14 protein-coding genes and 3 riboswitches are annotated in these 14,800 nt (G+C 49.8%); of the genes, 11 read left to right on the top strand and 3 right to left on the bottom strand.

Translation table 11 applies throughout. The annotated features are described in order from the left end of the window. Positions 1–20: 20 nt before the first annotated feature. Positions 21–671, bottom strand: a complete 651-nt coding sequence (locus P401_RS0112650; protein WP_029342778.1) for a DedA family protein — start codon at positions 669–671, stop codon at positions 21–23. Between the two features lie 183 nt (positions 672–854). Between P401_RS0112650 and P401_RS0112645 the strand changes: the two genes are divergently transcribed. After that, positions 855–1,469 carry a thymidine kinase gene (locus tag P401_RS0112645; protein ID WP_029342777.1) on the top strand — a complete coding sequence of 205 codons (615 nt, stop codon included), beginning with the start codon at positions 855–857 and terminating at the stop codon, positions 1,467–1,469. A gap of 82 nt (positions 1,470–1,551) precedes the next feature. On the opposite strand, the gene P401_RS0112640 is transcribed toward P401_RS0112645, so the two are convergent. Continuing rightward, positions 1,552–2,310, bottom strand: a complete 759-nt coding sequence (locus tag P401_RS0112640) for an alpha/beta hydrolase (protein WP_029342776.1) — start codon at positions 2,308–2,310, stop codon at positions 1,552–1,554. Positions 2,311–2,377: 67 nt separating this feature from the next. Next, positions 2,378–2,479: riboswitch (SAM riboswitch) on the bottom strand. Between the two features lie 249 nt (positions 2,480–2,728). Next, a riboswitch (SAM riboswitch) is annotated at positions 2,729–2,832 on the top strand. A gap of 86 nt (positions 2,833–2,918) precedes the next feature. On the opposite strand from P401_RS0112640, the gene P401_RS0112635 reads away from it, so the two are divergent. The 9 genes from P401_RS0112635 (at position 2,919) to P401_RS0112595 (ending at position 11,473) form a co-directional block, all read left to right on the top strand. Next, a complete protein-coding gene (locus P401_RS0112635; protein WP_029342775.1) occupies positions 2,919–3,947 on the top strand; it encodes a methionine ABC transporter ATP-binding protein in 1,029 nt (342 codons plus the stop codon). Next, positions 3,937–4,587 (top strand): methionine ABC transporter permease, encoded by a 651-nt coding sequence (locus P401_RS0112630; protein ID WP_029342774.1) that lies wholly within the window; start codon positions 3,937–3,939, stop codon positions 4,585–4,587. The genes P401_RS0112635 and P401_RS0112630 overlap by 11 nt, the downstream gene beginning before the upstream one ends. A 19-nt stretch (positions 4,588–4,606) precedes the next feature. After that, positions 4,607–5,425 (top strand): MetQ/NlpA family ABC transporter substrate-binding protein, encoded by an 819-nt coding sequence (locus P401_RS0112625; RefSeq protein WP_029342773.1) that lies wholly within the window; start codon positions 4,607–4,609, stop codon positions 5,423–5,425. A gap of 22 nt (positions 5,426–5,447) precedes the next feature. Then, positions 5,448–6,653, top strand: coding sequence for a M20 family metallopeptidase (locus P401_RS0112620; protein ID WP_029342772.1), 1,206 nt, complete (start codon positions 5,448–5,450; stop codon positions 6,651–6,653). A 183-nt stretch (positions 6,654–6,836) separates the two neighbouring features. Next, positions 6,837–6,981, top strand: a riboswitch (FMN riboswitch). Positions 6,982–7,141: 160 nt separating this feature from the next. Continuing rightward, a complete protein-coding gene (ribD, locus tag P401_RS0112615; protein WP_029342771.1) occupies positions 7,142–8,182 on the top strand; it encodes a bifunctional diaminohydroxyphosphoribosylaminopyrimidine deaminase/5-amino-6-(5-phosphoribosylamino)uracil reductase RibD in 1,041 nt (346 codons plus the stop codon). After that, the gene (ribE, locus tag P401_RS0112610) at positions 8,167–8,793 is read left to right on the top strand and encodes a riboflavin synthase (RefSeq protein ID WP_029342770.1); all 627 of its coding nucleotides are present in this window, start codon (positions 8,167–8,169) and stop codon (positions 8,791–8,793) included. Before ribD ends, ribE begins: the two co-directional genes overlap by 16 nt. Then, positions 8,793–9,983 (top strand): bifunctional 3,4-dihydroxy-2-butanone-4-phosphate synthase/GTP cyclohydrolase II, encoded by a 1,191-nt coding sequence (locus P401_RS0112605; protein ID WP_029342769.1) that lies wholly within the window; start codon positions 8,793–8,795, stop codon positions 9,981–9,983. The genes ribE and P401_RS0112605 overlap by 1 nt, the downstream gene beginning before the upstream one ends. Next, positions 9,980–10,438 (top strand): 6,7-dimethyl-8-ribityllumazine synthase, encoded by a 459-nt coding sequence (gene ribH, locus P401_RS0112600; protein WP_029342768.1) that lies wholly within the window; start codon positions 9,980–9,982, stop codon positions 10,436–10,438. Before P401_RS0112605 ends, ribH begins: the two co-directional genes overlap by 4 nt. Before the next feature lie 213 nt (positions 10,439–10,651). Beyond that, complete coding sequence (locus P401_RS0112595) at positions 10,652–11,473, top strand: DUF6612 family protein (protein WP_029342767.1); 822 nt, start codon at positions 10,652–10,654, stop codon at positions 11,471–11,473. A 53-nt stretch (positions 11,474–11,526) separates the two neighbouring features. Here the strand turns inward: P401_RS0112595 and P401_RS0112590 are convergent, their stop codons facing one another. Beyond that, positions 11,527–13,230: a methyl-accepting chemotaxis protein gene (locus tag P401_RS0112590; protein WP_029342766.1), complete on the bottom strand. Its 1,704-nt coding sequence runs from the start codon at positions 13,228–13,230 to the stop codon at positions 11,527–11,529. A 188-nt stretch (positions 13,231–13,418) separates the two neighbouring features. Here P401_RS0112590 and P401_RS0112585 point away from each other — a divergent pair, with 188 nt between their 5' ends. Further along, positions 13,419–14,777 carry an alanine/glycine:cation symporter family protein gene (locus P401_RS0112585; RefSeq protein WP_029342765.1) on the top strand — a complete coding sequence of 453 codons (1,359 nt, stop codon included), beginning with the start codon at positions 13,419–13,421 and terminating at the stop codon, positions 14,775–14,777. The last annotated feature ends 23 nt before the right edge of the window (positions 14,778–14,800 follow it).

Genomic DNA, 14,800 nt, shown 5'->3' with positions numbered 1-14,800 from the left:
TAAAAAACAGCCTGCCTCCATTACGGAAGCAGGCTGTTTTTGTATAGACTGAATTGTGAACGGTAAGCGAGATACGTCTTCAAGACGAACGAGAAGGCGATTCCACCGGCGATTCCAGTTAAATACGGCATGACTTCCGGATGTGCCAAGATATAATCCATGACTTTGTGGAACGAGAGATGACGACCGACGAAGTAGCCGGCACCTAAGAACACGCTGATCCAAATCAACGCACCTGTATACGCGTAACTTGCAAACACGCGAAATGGCATTTTCGAGACACCTGCAAAAAAGGCAGAGAGTTGGCGGAGACCGGGTATGTAGTAACCGATGATCAAGACCGATTTTCCGTAACGACGAAATCCGGCTTCAGCGGAAAGAATATGTTTTTCTGAGATGCGCATTTTCGGTCCGACACGATGCAGTAGTGGCATACCGAGTTTTAATCCGAGTAAATAGCTGATCGTCATCCCGATGCAACTACCGGCGTAAGCGGCGAGAATCGTACCGACGAGTGGTAGATTGCCTTGATGCATCCAAAAACCGGACAGGACGAGTAGGGTCTCATCAGGAACCGGCAATCCCACGATACCACCTGCGAGAAGGACGGAGAGACCAAGGGCACCATATTGGTGCAGGATGTCATGTAAGAGATGATGAATCGGGGACACCTTCTTTCGTGAGAGTCTTCTTCTTCAGTGTACAGGAAATAGGGGACGGTTGGAATGAAAGGACAAAAATTCTAGGTAAAGAAAAAATGAATTTTGATTTCCGGAAGTCAACCCTTTTTCTCGATACCGTTTCGGGCTATACTCGTTAAAGTGACTATTTTTAGAGGACGGTGTCGGACGATGATGCATGTAATAAATCAGTACGGCTGGATCGAAGTAATTTGTGGCAGTATGTTTTCCGGGAAATCGGAAGAGTTGATTCGTCGTGTTAGACGGGCGCAGTACGGCAAACTGCCCGTTCAAGTATTCAAGCCGGCAATCGACGACCGGTACCATGAAGAGCATGTCGTCTCTCATATCGGCAACTCCGTCGTGGCGATTCCGATGGCGACGAGTCGCGATCTCTACGCAGCAGTAGCGGAGGAAACACAAATCGTCGGAATCGATGAAGTTCAATTCTTTGATGATGAGATCGTACAAGTCATCGAAGCACTCGCACAAGACGGAAAACGCGTCATTTGTGCAGGCCTTGATCAAGATTTCCGGGCAGAGCCATTCGGCAAGATGCCGGAATTACTGGCGCGCGCAGAATTCGTGACGAAGCTGCAAGCCATCTGTCTGTCGTGTGGTGATCCGGCTTCTCGGACACAACGGTTGATTGATGGAAAACCAGCGAACTATGATGATCCGATCATCCTAGTCGGTGCTTCAGAATCGTATGAACCACGGTGCCGGCATTGCCATGAGGTGCCTGGAAAACCGAAGCCGCTCCAATCGGTGCAGCACCAAGAAAATTAAACAAAAAAGACGAACCGGTCGAGGTCGTCCTTTGATGTAGCAGCTATTCGTTTCCAGAGGGGAGAGAATAGCTGTTTTTTTATTATCCTGTTTCCTGCGAGAACCGGCTTGAACGTTCGATAAAGCGGATCGTCTCACGAACGATTAAATCCTGATCATGATCGAGTGTCGCGACGTGATACGAGTTGAGCAAACAGTAGCTTCGTTTATCATTCGTTCCGATGTGCTGATGCAGATAATCCGAGCTCGACGGCGGAACGACGTGATCCGTCGCCGAGTAAAGAATCAAGGTTGGAAGAAAGATCGATCCAAGGCGTCCTTTCGTCTCATCCATCAGACGAACGAGTTCGAACGCACAACGGCTCGGAACGAGGTCATAGATGATTTCGAAAGCAGACCGCTTGATGTCCGGTGCCCCTTCCGGTAAGTATTGCGGACCGTCATCAAACGAAAGTGCTTCGTAAGAAGGAACGGAAAGAGCAGCATTGATCGTAATGATGCCGGCAAACGGAATCCCGTCAGCGGCGAGCGACAGTGCAAGCGTCGCACCCATCGATTGACCGATGACGAAGACTTGATCGCATGTTTCTTGTAAACGTTCATAGCCGTCTTGCAGGCTTTGCTTCCAACATCGAGCAGTCGATTGTTCAAACTCGCGGACGTTCGTTCCATGTCCACGTAAGCGCGGGGCATAGACGGTAAAACCTTCAGCGGCGAATGCCTCACCGACGTCCCGGACACTTTGCGGAGTGGCGTTAAAACCATGACAGATTAGAATACCAATCGGTCCACCTTGAAAATAAAACGCTTCAGCACCAGTCAATACAGGATAGTTCATCATTACTCTTTTTCCTCCATTCATGAAAAAAACTCGTCGACGTCACTGCTTGGACGCCCACGAGTTTTTCACCGTATCATCCAAAGCCGCGCTTTGCTGGTCGGAGCACCTTACAGATTGCAGGTTGCCGTGAAGTCATAGAGCCAGGTCTCTCGTTCACTCTTGATAAATATCATATTGGAATTGTCGGATTAATCATTGAGACGATGGTAGCACGACCAAAAATGACTTGTCAAATCGTTCTTGACGAATCACGATTCGTTCATTAAGCTAATCCATAACTTGTCAATCAATCGATATGCGTCAAATGGATTATTTTTGCAAAGTTGGTTGACTTTTAAAGGTTCGACCCGTAATGTAAAAATTAGTTTTACGACATAAGCAACAACGCAACACCACACATACGAATTTCATACCGCAATACTTATCCAGAGAGGTGGAGGGACTGGCCCTACGAAACCTCGGCAACAGACTCATTATGAGCACTGTGCCAATTCCATCAGACAGATGTCTGAGAGATGAGTGGAGTGGATTCTGCCACTGTGCGGATCCAGGTCTCTTCTTGTTTCTCAAGAAGGGACCTTTTTTGTTGAATGAAGGGGGAAAACGGAATGATCGCATTTCATCAAGTCAAAAAAACGTACGTCACGAAGGATCAGACGATCGCAGCGCTCGACGGTGTCGACCTGACGATCGAAAAAGGCGAAATCTTTGGTGTCATCGGCTTTAGCGGTGCCGGAAAAAGTTCACTGCTCCGCTGTGTCAATCTGTTAGAACGACCAACATCAGGAACGGTGACGGTCGATGGGGAAGATTTAACGCAACTGTCTCCGAAAAAATTACGCCAAGCAAAACAACGGATTGGAATGATCTTTCAGCACTTCAATCTATTGAATGCGAACACAGTATTTACGAATGTCGCAAAGCCACTCGTTCTCGCAGGCGTCAAGAAAGATGAGATTCGCCGCCGAGTGACGGAGTTGCTCGAATTCGTTGATCTCTCGGACAAGGCGGATCATTATCCAGATCAATTGTCCGGTGGACAGAAACAGCGTGTTGGCATCGCCCGGGCACTGGCGACGCAACCTTCCGTCCTCTTATGTGACGAAGCGACATCAGCACTTGATCCCCAGACGACGCATCATATTCTCCAGTTATTAAAACGCATCAATGCCGAGTACGGGATCACGATTCTCTTGATCACCCACGAGATGGGCGTCATCCGGGAGATTTGCGACCGGGTCGCCGTCATCGAAGCTGGAAAGTTGATTGAGTCAGGAACAGTCTTCGACGTCTTTTCAAGCCCTCAGACCGAGACGGCAAAAAACTTCGTCCGGTCCGTCATGCATGACGAAATTCCAGCATCGATTCGTCAGTTGATCGAGTCGCGAAATGCACATCCAATCTATAAGATTCATTTTCTCGGACATCACACGGGGCAGCCGCTCTTATCGCAAGTCGCGAAACGCTTCGATGTCGATGTCAACATCTTGCACGGGAGCATCACAGAGTTGCAGGATACGCCGTTTGGCACCTTACTCGTCGAGTTGATCGGTGAGCCGGCTGAAGTAAAACGAGCGTTACACTATATCGATCAGGCACAGGTGACAGTCGAGGAGGTGCTTGCCCATGCTAGTTAATTACAGTGATATTTGGACGGCATTTTTGCAGACGATGACGATGGTATCCGTTTCGCTCTTATTCTCGACCTTGATCGGCTTACCACTCGGTATCCTGCTTGTCGTCACGCGAAAAGGCGCATTGCTTGAAAATGTCCCGCTGTTCACGTTCTTCAACAGTATCGTCAATATTTTCCGTTCGATTCCGTTCATCATCTTACTCGTCGCGATCATCCCGTTGACGCGCTTGATCGTTCAGACATCGATCGGAACAGAAGCCGCAATCGTCCCGCTCGTCTTTTACGCTGCACCGTACATGGCGCGTCTGATCGAGAGTTCTTTACTCGAAGTCGATAAAGGCGTTCTTGAAGCAGCAGAAGCGATGGGCGCGACACCGTTTCAAACGATTTTCCGCTTCCTCCTACCGGAAGCACTCGGTTCACTCATCCTGAACTTAACAATCGCGACGATCGGCTTGATCGGGGCGTCAGCGATGGCAGGTGCGATTGGTGGCGGTGGATTGGGCGATTTAGCAATTACTTATGGTTATCAACGATTCGACACGAAAGTCATGATCATCACGGTCGGAATTCTCGTCATCTTAGTCCAAGGCTTACAGACGACAGGCAACATCGTCGCACGAAAAATTAGAAGACATTAATCAAGGGAGCGATTCAGCCATGAAAAAAGCAGTAGCAATTGGAGCAACACTCACGACGATTTTATTTGCCGGGTGCGCAGCATCAGGAGAAGACGAAAAGACGATCAAGCTCGGTGTCAGCGGTTCAGACACACAAGTTTGGGACTATGTCGCGAAAAAAGCAGAAAAGGAGGGCATCAAAATCGAGCTCGTCAAGTTCTCCGATTATGTCCAGCCGAACATGGCACTGGCTGAGGGCGAGATCGACGCCAATGCCTTCCAGACGATTTCCTACTTCAACGCTTTCAAAAAAGAACATAACTTGAAGCTATCGCCGATTGCGACGACTGTCATCGCACCGATGGGGATTTACTCGGATAAATACAAGGACGTCAAAGACATTCCAACTGGCGGAAAAATCGCTGTTCCGAACGAAGCGACGAACATGGGACGCGCCCTCTTGTTACTGCAAGAAGCCGGTTTGATCAAGTTACCGGACGACTTTGATGGCAACGGTTCAGTCGATAAGATCGTCGAGAATCCGAAGAAGCTGAAAATCGTTCCGATCGTCGCCGGGCAAACGCCACGCGTCTTACCGGACGTCGCGGCATCAATCATCAACAATGGCATTGCCGTTGACGCCGGCTTCAACCCGATCAAGGACTCGATCGTCCATGAGAACGAGACCGCCAAACCATACATCAACATCATCGCAACACGGACGGAAGACAAGAATAAAAAAGAACTGAAAAAAATCGCGTCGCTGTACCAACAAAAAGATGTCGCGGCCTTCATCAAAAAAGAATACAAAGGCAGTACGATCCCGACGTTCGTCCCACTAAGCGACATCGGCGAATAATTTCAAAAGGAGAGTGGATAGCATGACGACACCAGTACGCACGACATGGGTAGAGACGATTGAACAAGATATCGAACAAAAACGAGAATCGTACCTTGAGACGAGTCACCGAATTCATGCGACTCCGGAAATCGGGAACGAGGAATTCTTTGCTTCGCGGCTCCATGCGGAACGTCTGACGGCTGAAGGATTTACGGTAGAACTTGGTGTCGCGGGGCACGATACAGCATTTTTCGCGAAGAAGTCGAGCGACCGATCAGGCGCGACGATTGCCTTTCTGGCAGAATACGATGCGTTGCCAGGCATCGGGCACGCATGCGGTCATAATATCATCGGTACGACGAGTGTTGCGGCAGCGATCGCACTTAGTAAAGTGCTCGATGAAGTCGGTGGAAGTGTCGTCGTGCTGGGAACACCGGCCGAAGAAGGTGGACCGAACGGTAGTGCGAAAGGTAGTTTCGTCAAACATCAGTTGCTGGAAGGAATCGATGCAGCCTTAATGGTCCATCCGTCCGGACAAACACGGATCACGGGTTCTTCGCTTGCAGTCGATCCGCTCGACTTTGCCTTTACGGGTCGTCCGGCGCATGCTGCGGCGTCACCGGAAGAAGGCATCAACGCCCTCGACGCTGTCATCCAACTCTTCAACGGCATCAATGCCTTACGTCAGCAGTTACCGGACGATGTCCGGATCCACGGAATCATCACGCATGGTGGCGATGCACCGAACATCATCCCGGAATACGCAAAAGCACGTTTCTTCATCCGGGCGACGACACGGGAACGACTGAATGCCGTCACGGAAAAAGTCAAAGCCGTTGCTGAAGGCGCAGCGCTTGCGACAGGGGCGACGCTCGATGTCATCGCCTTCCAAAATGAGGTCGATAACCTCGTCTTCAACCGGACGTTCGATCGTCTGTTCCAAGAAGAAGCAGAGGCGCTCGGCGAAATCGTTCACTTGGACGAACGCCCGGGGCTTGGCTCGACGGATGCCGGTAACATCAGTCAAGTCATTCCGACAATCCATCCGTATATCAAGATTGGACCAGATGATCTCGTCGCCCATACGGAGGCATTCAAAGAAGCGGCCCGTTCAGCAGCTGGGGATGAAGCATTAATCACGGGGGCAAAAATCCTCGCTCGGACAGCACTTCGTGTCCTTGCGGATGAACGGACGCGCGGGGCGATTGCTCAAGAATTCCACGACCGGAAGAACGGGTATTTGTAAGCGGAAAACAACGACTGGACACACTGTTATCAGGTGATCCAGTCGTTTTTGCGATGTAGTCGATGACGAATTGGTGAGAGATGACAGAACTGGAGCGAAATCAAAAAAGAGACAAGACAGAAGCATTTGCGCTTTGTTTTCTTGAAAAAGATATGCTAGGCTAAAGTTGTATAACTCAATAATCCAGTTCTTCGGGGTAGGGTGAAAATCCCAACCGGCGGTGATGCGATCAATCGATCGACGAGCCCGCGACCCATGATGTACGCATCATGGCTGACTTGGTGAGATTCCAGGGCCGACGGTAAAGTCCGGATGGGAGAAGAACGAAACGACGCGATTCAAGCTGTTTTCTGAAAAAATGTTTTCAGGAGACGGTCTCTTTCTGCATGAAAAAATGCAGGGAGCGAACCGTGTATTTCGTGAACCCTTCTATACAGACGCCCCTTTTTCAAGGGGCGTCTTTTTTTCATTTGAAAGGAGTGAACGCGATGTCACAGATGATGAGTTATGCCATGCAATTAGCACATATGTTACACGGACAAACAAGTCCGAATCCAAGTGTCGGCTGTGTCATCGTCAAACAAGGACGCATCATTGGCTTTGGTGCACATCGGTTTGCCGGTGGTCCGCACGCGGAAGTCGAAGCCTTACGAATGGCAGGAGAAGCCGCCCGTGGTGCTGATCTCTACGTGACGCTTGAGCCGTGCAATCATCACGGTAAGACACCACCATGCACGGAAGCGATTCTACAAGCCGGAATCAAACGGGTCTTCGTCGCAACGGAAGACAAACATGCGATCGTCGCCGGTTCAGGAATCAAACGCCTACAAGACGCGGGACTCGAAGTCGAGGTCGGCTTGTTACGACATGAGGCAGAAGCTCTCTACACGGAATTCTGGAAGACGATCGAACGAAAACGTCCGACCGTGACCGTCAAAATCGCTCAGACGATGAACGGGATCGCAGCGACAGGTGAACAACGCTGGATCACGTCAGAAGAAGCACGCGAGAACGGTCGCGCCCTGCGCGGACGCCACGATGCAATCCTCGTCGGCAGTGAGACGGTCCTTATCGATGATCCGGCACTGACATTACGCGCGGCGTCAGGCATCGAACCGATTCGAGTAATCGTCGATCGCCGTGGTCGGGTCCCGGAGACGGCGCAAGTCTTCCACGATGGTAAAAATCCAACCTACTGGCTGACGAGTGTTCCGCGGGTCAGTCATGATCAAGTGACAGTCCTCGTCGGTGAATATGAGACGCCAGAAGCGATTTTGAAACGCTTATACGAACAAGACATCCGCAGTGTCTTGATTGAAGGTGGACCAACGATTCAAGCCGCTTTCCTTGAGGCGGATCTCGTCGATCGGCTTGAAGTCTATCAAGCCCCATCGATTTTTGAAGGCAATGCCTGGAACAGTCAACACGATATCGAAGATCGGTTTCAAATCGACCAAATCGAAACGGTCGGACCGGATCTCCATCTGACGTACATCCGAAAGGAGGAGACGACATGTTCACCGGATTGATTGAAGAAGTCGGGACCTTAAAACGAAAGATTCCGCGACCGAATGGATTAGCGCTTGAAATTGAAGCGCACCGGGTGCTCGAAGGAACGAAGATTGGTGACAGCATCGCCGTCGACGGGATTTGTTTGACCGTCACGTCGATGAGCCCGACTGGTTTTACGGCCGATGCCGTCCATGACACGATTCGGTCAACAGCCCTCGGCACGTACCGGGTCGGCAGCCCGTTGCAACTTGAACGGGCGATGCCGGCAGACGGTCGCTTCGGCGGTCATTTCGTCAGTGGACATATCGACGGCACAGCACGGCTGATTAGTCGGCGACCGGATGGAGAAGCGATGGTCTATACGTTTGATGTCGGATCGTGGCAAAAGTATTGTATTCCAAAAGGCTCGATCGCAATCAACGGCACGAGCCTGACGTTGCAACGTGTCACGCCGGAAACAATCTCGATTTCATTAATTCCGCACTCACGTCAAGTGACGACGTTTGATCGATTGGCAAGCGGTGCAGTCGTCAATATCGAGTGTGACATGATGGCGAAACATCTCTATCATTTCACGCAGCATGAGAAGCAGACGGACTGGGCAGCATTCTTAGGAGGCGACATGTAATGAATGGATTCGACTTGATTGAAGACGCAATAGAAGATTTGAAGAACGGACGACCGATCATCGTCTGTGATGATGAGGACCGTGAGAATGAGGGCGATCTCGTCATGCTCGCGGAACACGCGACACCAGAAAACATCAACTTCATGATCACGCATGGAAAAGGACTCGTCTGCGTACCAGTCAGTCCGCGGATTGCACAACGACTCGAACTTGCTCCTATGACAGCGAATAATACGGACCCACATGGGACTGCCTTCACACTCAGTATCGATCATGAAGACGCGAAAACCGGTATCAGCGCTGAAGAACGGTCGCTAACGATCCAGCGGATGCTAACCGATGGACCGGAACAGTTTAAACGACCAGGTCATATCTTCCCGTTGATCGCAAAAGAAGGCGGTGTCCGGGAACGACGCGGACATACGGAAGCGGGCGTTGATCTTGCCCGTCTTGCCGGCAGCGATGAGATCGCCGTCATCTGTGAAATTATTAAGGAAGACGGCACGATGGCACGGGTGGATGATCTACTTCTCTATAAGGAAGAACACGGTTTAAAACTGATTACGATCGAAGCACTCGTCGCGTACCTCGAGCGTCCATTGACGCGGGAAGCGGAAGTGTTACTTCCGACGACGTTCGGAGCTTTCCGGATGATCGGCTATACGACGCAAGACGATAAAGAACACGTCGCTGTCTTGTCGGGTGAAGCGCACGACGGCATGCTCGTCCGGCTGCACTCGGAATGCCTGACGGGGGACGTCTTCGGTTCGAAGCGTTGCGATTGTGGACCGCAACTCGATGCGGCACTCGAACGGATCGAACGAGAAGGTGGAGCCGTCTTGTATTTACGTCAGGAAGGACGCGGCATCGGTCTGATGGCGAAGTTAAAAGCGTACGAGTTACAAGAACAAGGACTTGATACAGTCGAAGCGAACCATGCACTCGGTTATCCGACGGACATGCGTGACTATACGGTCGCGGCCAACATGTTGCGCGATCTCGGCGTGACGAAGATCCGCTTGATGACGAATAATCCGGATAAACAACGGGTGCTCGAACAAGAAGGGATCGAAGTCATCGAACGTGTACCCCATCAAGTACCGGCTGAACCAGAAAATCAGCGCTATCTGAAAACAAAACAAACGAAACTCGGGCACTGGCTCGACATCCAAGGAGGACACACATCATGATCTACGAAGGTTTCTTAACAGGAGAAGGACTACGCGTCGCAATCGTCGCAGCACGTTTTAACGAATTGATCACATCAAAACTCGTCGGTGGAGCAAACGACGCTTTCCGCCGCCACGGTGTTGCAGCGGATGCTGTCGATACAGCGTGGGTTCCTGGGGCATTTGAGATTCCACTCGTCGCGGAAAAGTTAGCGAAAAGCGGCAAGTATGACGCAGTCATCACACTTGGCGCCGTCATCCGTGGGGCGACGTCACACTATGATTACGTCTGTAACGAAGTCGCGAAAGGTGTCGCGAGTGCATCACGCGACACAGGCGTACCGATCATCTTCGGTGTCCTGACGACGGATTCGATCGAGCAAGCAGTCGAACGTGCCGGTATGAAAGCTGGGAACAAAGGTTACGAAGCAGCGGTTTCCGCAATCGAGATGGCGAATCTTTTACGGACGATTTAACAAACCAGAAACAGGCTGATGGAAGTTTCCGTCAGCCTGTTTTTTTTGCAAAAATCTCACGAGCACTGAACCAAATTTCAAAAAAAGGATAGTAGATTTGAAATTTGAGGGTTCGTTTTGAAGGAGAACGGTAATGGTCTACTAAAGAAACTTTGAAACATTTTCCAATGTTTTTCGTAAATCAGGGTAACGCGTATAAAGGAGGAAATGAATATGAAGAAAACAAGGTGGTTAGCAGCCGGGATTGTCGCAGCATCGATTGGACTTGCCGGATGCCAAGATGGACAGACGGATTCAGGTAGTGGCAGCGGATCTGGTTCGACGAAGTCGGGGGAACTCTCGAACACAGAGCTGTTAAAGAAAGCGACAGCCGCTCAAGAGGACATCAAATCGTTCCACATGGACGGAACAGTCAGCTCTAAAGCAGGTGAGATGGCGATGGATCAGAAGGTTTCAGCAGATATCATTCAAAAGCCACTCGCGATGAAGCAGACGATGACGATGAAAAATCCTGAAGACGGGAAAGACGTGACGATTGAAAGTTACATCGTTGACGATAAAATGTATCTCTCGCAAAACGGACAATGGATCGTTCAAGATGTGTCGGAGCTAGGCGAGATGGTCGAAGCGATGGAATCATCGGCATCGACGGAACAAAACTTGCAGCTCCTAAAGAAATACAAAGATAATTGGACAGCGAAAAAAGAGGGCGATGTCTATCAAATCGACGTTAAGCTGAGTGGGGATGACCTGAAAGCCTTCATGAAGGATTCACTCGAACAGACAGGACAGATGGCGCAGATGAAAGATGCGATGGATAGCATCGATTATAAAAAGATGAACTACAAGATGACGTATGATGCGAAGACGTTCTATCCGAAGTCACTCGACATGGATATGGTATTTGCGATTGAAAAAGAGACCGAGTTCAATATGAAGAACGAGTCGACATTCTCGAAATTCAATGAGATTGACGAAATCAAACTACCAGCAGAAGCAAAAGATGCACAACCGCTCACAGGTGCTGGACAGTAAAAAATGAAAAAACAAGCCCCTCTCTTCTGATGTGAAGACGAGGGGCTTGTCGTTTAGACTTGGAACTGGCGGAGAACATCCTTTAGTGCTTCCGCCTGTTGTTGACTGACGGAAGTCTGTTCATGGACATCTCGGAACGCTTGGACGGAATGATTGATTTGCTCCGACATCGATTGTGTTCCCTGCGCACCATCATTGACGGTGACGGCAACATCGTGGATGACACCAAGCATGTTCGCTGTCAGTTCCTGAAGTTGACCGGCTTGGGCAGCGAAGTGTTCCGCTGCATCACCGAATAATTGTGCGTCATTTCGATACTGAACGGAGGCGTCTTCGAATAAATCATAGTCCTTAACGACCTTCGTATCGATGAAGGAGAGCATCTCGCCGGACGCGGCGTTCAAGTGTTCAACGGACTCGATGACAGAAATCGAGACATCTTGGATTTGTTCGACAGTATCCCGACTACTTTCGGCAAGTTTACGAATCTCATCGGCGACGACGGCGAAGCCACGACCGACTTCACCAGCGCGTGCTGCTTCAATCGAAGCGTTAAGGGACAATAGGTTTGTTTGTGCGGCGATTGAGAGAATCGCATCCGATAAGACGGAAATTTCTTTGACGGCTTTCGCACGTGCCATCGCGTCCTCGAGTTTACTTTTCGTCTCGGCAAGGATGTGATTCGCGGTCTGTTTCGCTTCTGTTGCAACGACTTGAAGTGATTCAGCACGCCCACCGACTTCTTGCGCCCGTTTTCCGTTCGCTTCTGCACTAGAGACGATATCATGAATCGTCGCTTCCATATCGACAGCAGACGAGTTCATCTCTTCGGCAGAGGCGGCTGTCTCCTGCATACCGGCTGATAAGTTTTCGATCGTATGGGAAGTCGACGCCATATCCTGATCGAGTTCGCTGATTCGACCGGAGACGTGACGTGAGGTCGATACGACGTGGGTTGCTGTATCATCGACTTGAATGATGATCGTCCGTAAGTGGGCGATGAATTGATTCATCGACTGGGCGATTTGTCCGATTTCATCATCACGCACGACGTCGAGTTGAGCCGTCAAGTCGCCGCCTTGTGTTGCCAGTTCATGCGTTTTCGCCTGCAGTTGACGGAGTGGACCGAAGATCGAGCGTAAAATCAAGACGGTGAAGATGACACCGAGTAATCCGACGACACCGATGATCGTGAAGAGAAGGATATGAGCTGTATTGGCAGAACTTGTGATAGCATCACCATTTATTTTCGCTTGTTGATTATTGTATTTCACGATTTTCGTTAATTGATCAGAGACAGCGAAGTATGAATCACGACTCTCACCTTCATAATAGGTGACTGCTTCTTTTTGGGTTTCTGGTGTACTGAGGGCGAGAAGACGATCAGTCGTCTCATTGAAAGTTTGCCATTTTTTCGTGAGATCATTGAACAGTTCGCGATCGCTTTTTAAATAAATCGTTTTCTCGTATTTCGCGAGATTCGCGTCAACGGTCGCTAAACCGTCTTTGACACGCTTATCATAACCGGCTTTGATCTCTGGATCATTTTCTTGAATGTGTAATAATTCGACACGTCGCAAATCAGACAGTGCCGTGTTCGTTTCATGGGATAAGTTCAGACCAGGAATCCAGGAGGACGTGATGGTCTGACTCTGTTTGTCGACGTGGTCGAGCGAGAATCCGCCGTACAGTCCGACGCCAATCAAGCTTAGCAAAAGGATGGAGGACAATAAGATAAGCTTCGTTTTAATCTTCATATGATTCGCTCCTTTTTTGCAAGATGAACTATTTATTTTCTTGATTATAACTTCGCAAGTAAAAAATTTACTTATTATCAAAAAAATTAAAACGTAAAATAGTTTCATGAAAAAATAGTTTGACAATTATCAGTAAATTCTGAAAAAATGGTAAGGAACTACATATCTCATAAAGGGAGGTAAGAAGAATGGGAAATTCATTTAGTGAGTGGATTAGTGCGGTGTCCGATATCGTATGGGGACCACCGTTACTCATTCTGTTGGTCGGTACGGGGATTTACTTGACGATTCGCTTAGGATTCATTCAAATTACCAAACTGCCGTATGCGCTGAAGCTTGCGTTTTCAAAGCATCAGGACGATAAGTCAGAAGGTGACATCAGTCACTTTCAAGCGTTGATGACGGCACTGGCTGCGACCGTCGGTACGGGAAATATCGTCGGTGTCGCAACCGCCGTCGTCCTCGGGGGACCAGGCGCGATCGTCTGGATGTGGCTGTCCGGTCTGTTCGGGATGGCGACGAAATACGCGGAAGCGATTCTTGCCGTCAAATATCGTGTCGTTGATGAAAAAGGACAGATGGCAGGGGGACCGATGTATTACCTCGAGCGTGGACTGAAGCAGAAATGGCTCGGTGTCTTGTTTGCCGCGTTCGCTTCGATCGCTGCGTTCGGGATCGGAAACGGGGTCCAGACGAACTCGGTCGCCCTCGCGATGAAATCAACGTTTGATGTGCCACTTTACGTGACGGGGATTGTATTGATGGTACTGACGGGTGTTGTCATTCTCGGTGGGGTCAAGTCAATTGGGAAAGTCGTCAGTCTGTTCGTTCCGTTCATGATTTTCTTCTATGTCGGAAGTGGCTTGCTGATTCTCATCATGAACTATGATCTGATTCCAGGTGCGATTTCAACGATCTTCAGTAGTACGTTCTCAAATGAGGCAATCACGGGTGGGGCAATCGGGGCGGCAATTCGTTACGGTGTCGCGCGTGGTGTCTTCTCGAACGAAGCAGGACTTGGTTCAGCACCGATCGCAGCCGCTGCTGCGAAGACGGACTTCCCGGGGCGTCAAGCGCTCGTCTCGATGACGCAAGTGTTCCTCGATACATTGGTCGTCTGTTCGATCACGGGCCTGACGCTCGTCATGGGAGGGCAGCTCGATACGAAATTGGAGGGTGTTGAATTGACGACGGCGAGCTTCGAAGTCTTCCTCGGTCCTGCTGGGAAATACATCGTTACGATCGGTCTCGTCATGTTCGCTTACTCGACGGTCCTTGGGTGGTCATATTATGGGGAAAAATCGATCTATTATCTGTTTGGTCAAAAATCAATCCTACCGTACCGCATCCTGTTCGTCTTAGTTGCCGGAGCAGGTGCGATGACGACGAACTTGAACATGGTCTGGGCGATTTCCGATGTCTTCAACGGATTGATGGCGATTCCGAACTTGATTGGTTTAATTGGATTGTCTGGTGTCGTTATTGCCGAGACACGACTGTTCCGCGAACAGTTGAAACGAGAAGAAGCGAATCGGAAGGTTTCGTAGGATACATGCTCTAAAAACGAGTT

This window comes from Exiguobacterium acetylicum DSM 20416, from assembly GCF_000702605.1.
GTDB classification, from domain to species: domain Bacteria; phylum Bacillota; class Bacilli; order Exiguobacteriales; family Exiguobacteriaceae; genus Exiguobacterium_A; species Exiguobacterium_A acetylicum.
Note: the sequence above shows the minus strand (reverse complement) of the source record. Positions and strands in the feature narration are given on the sequence as shown.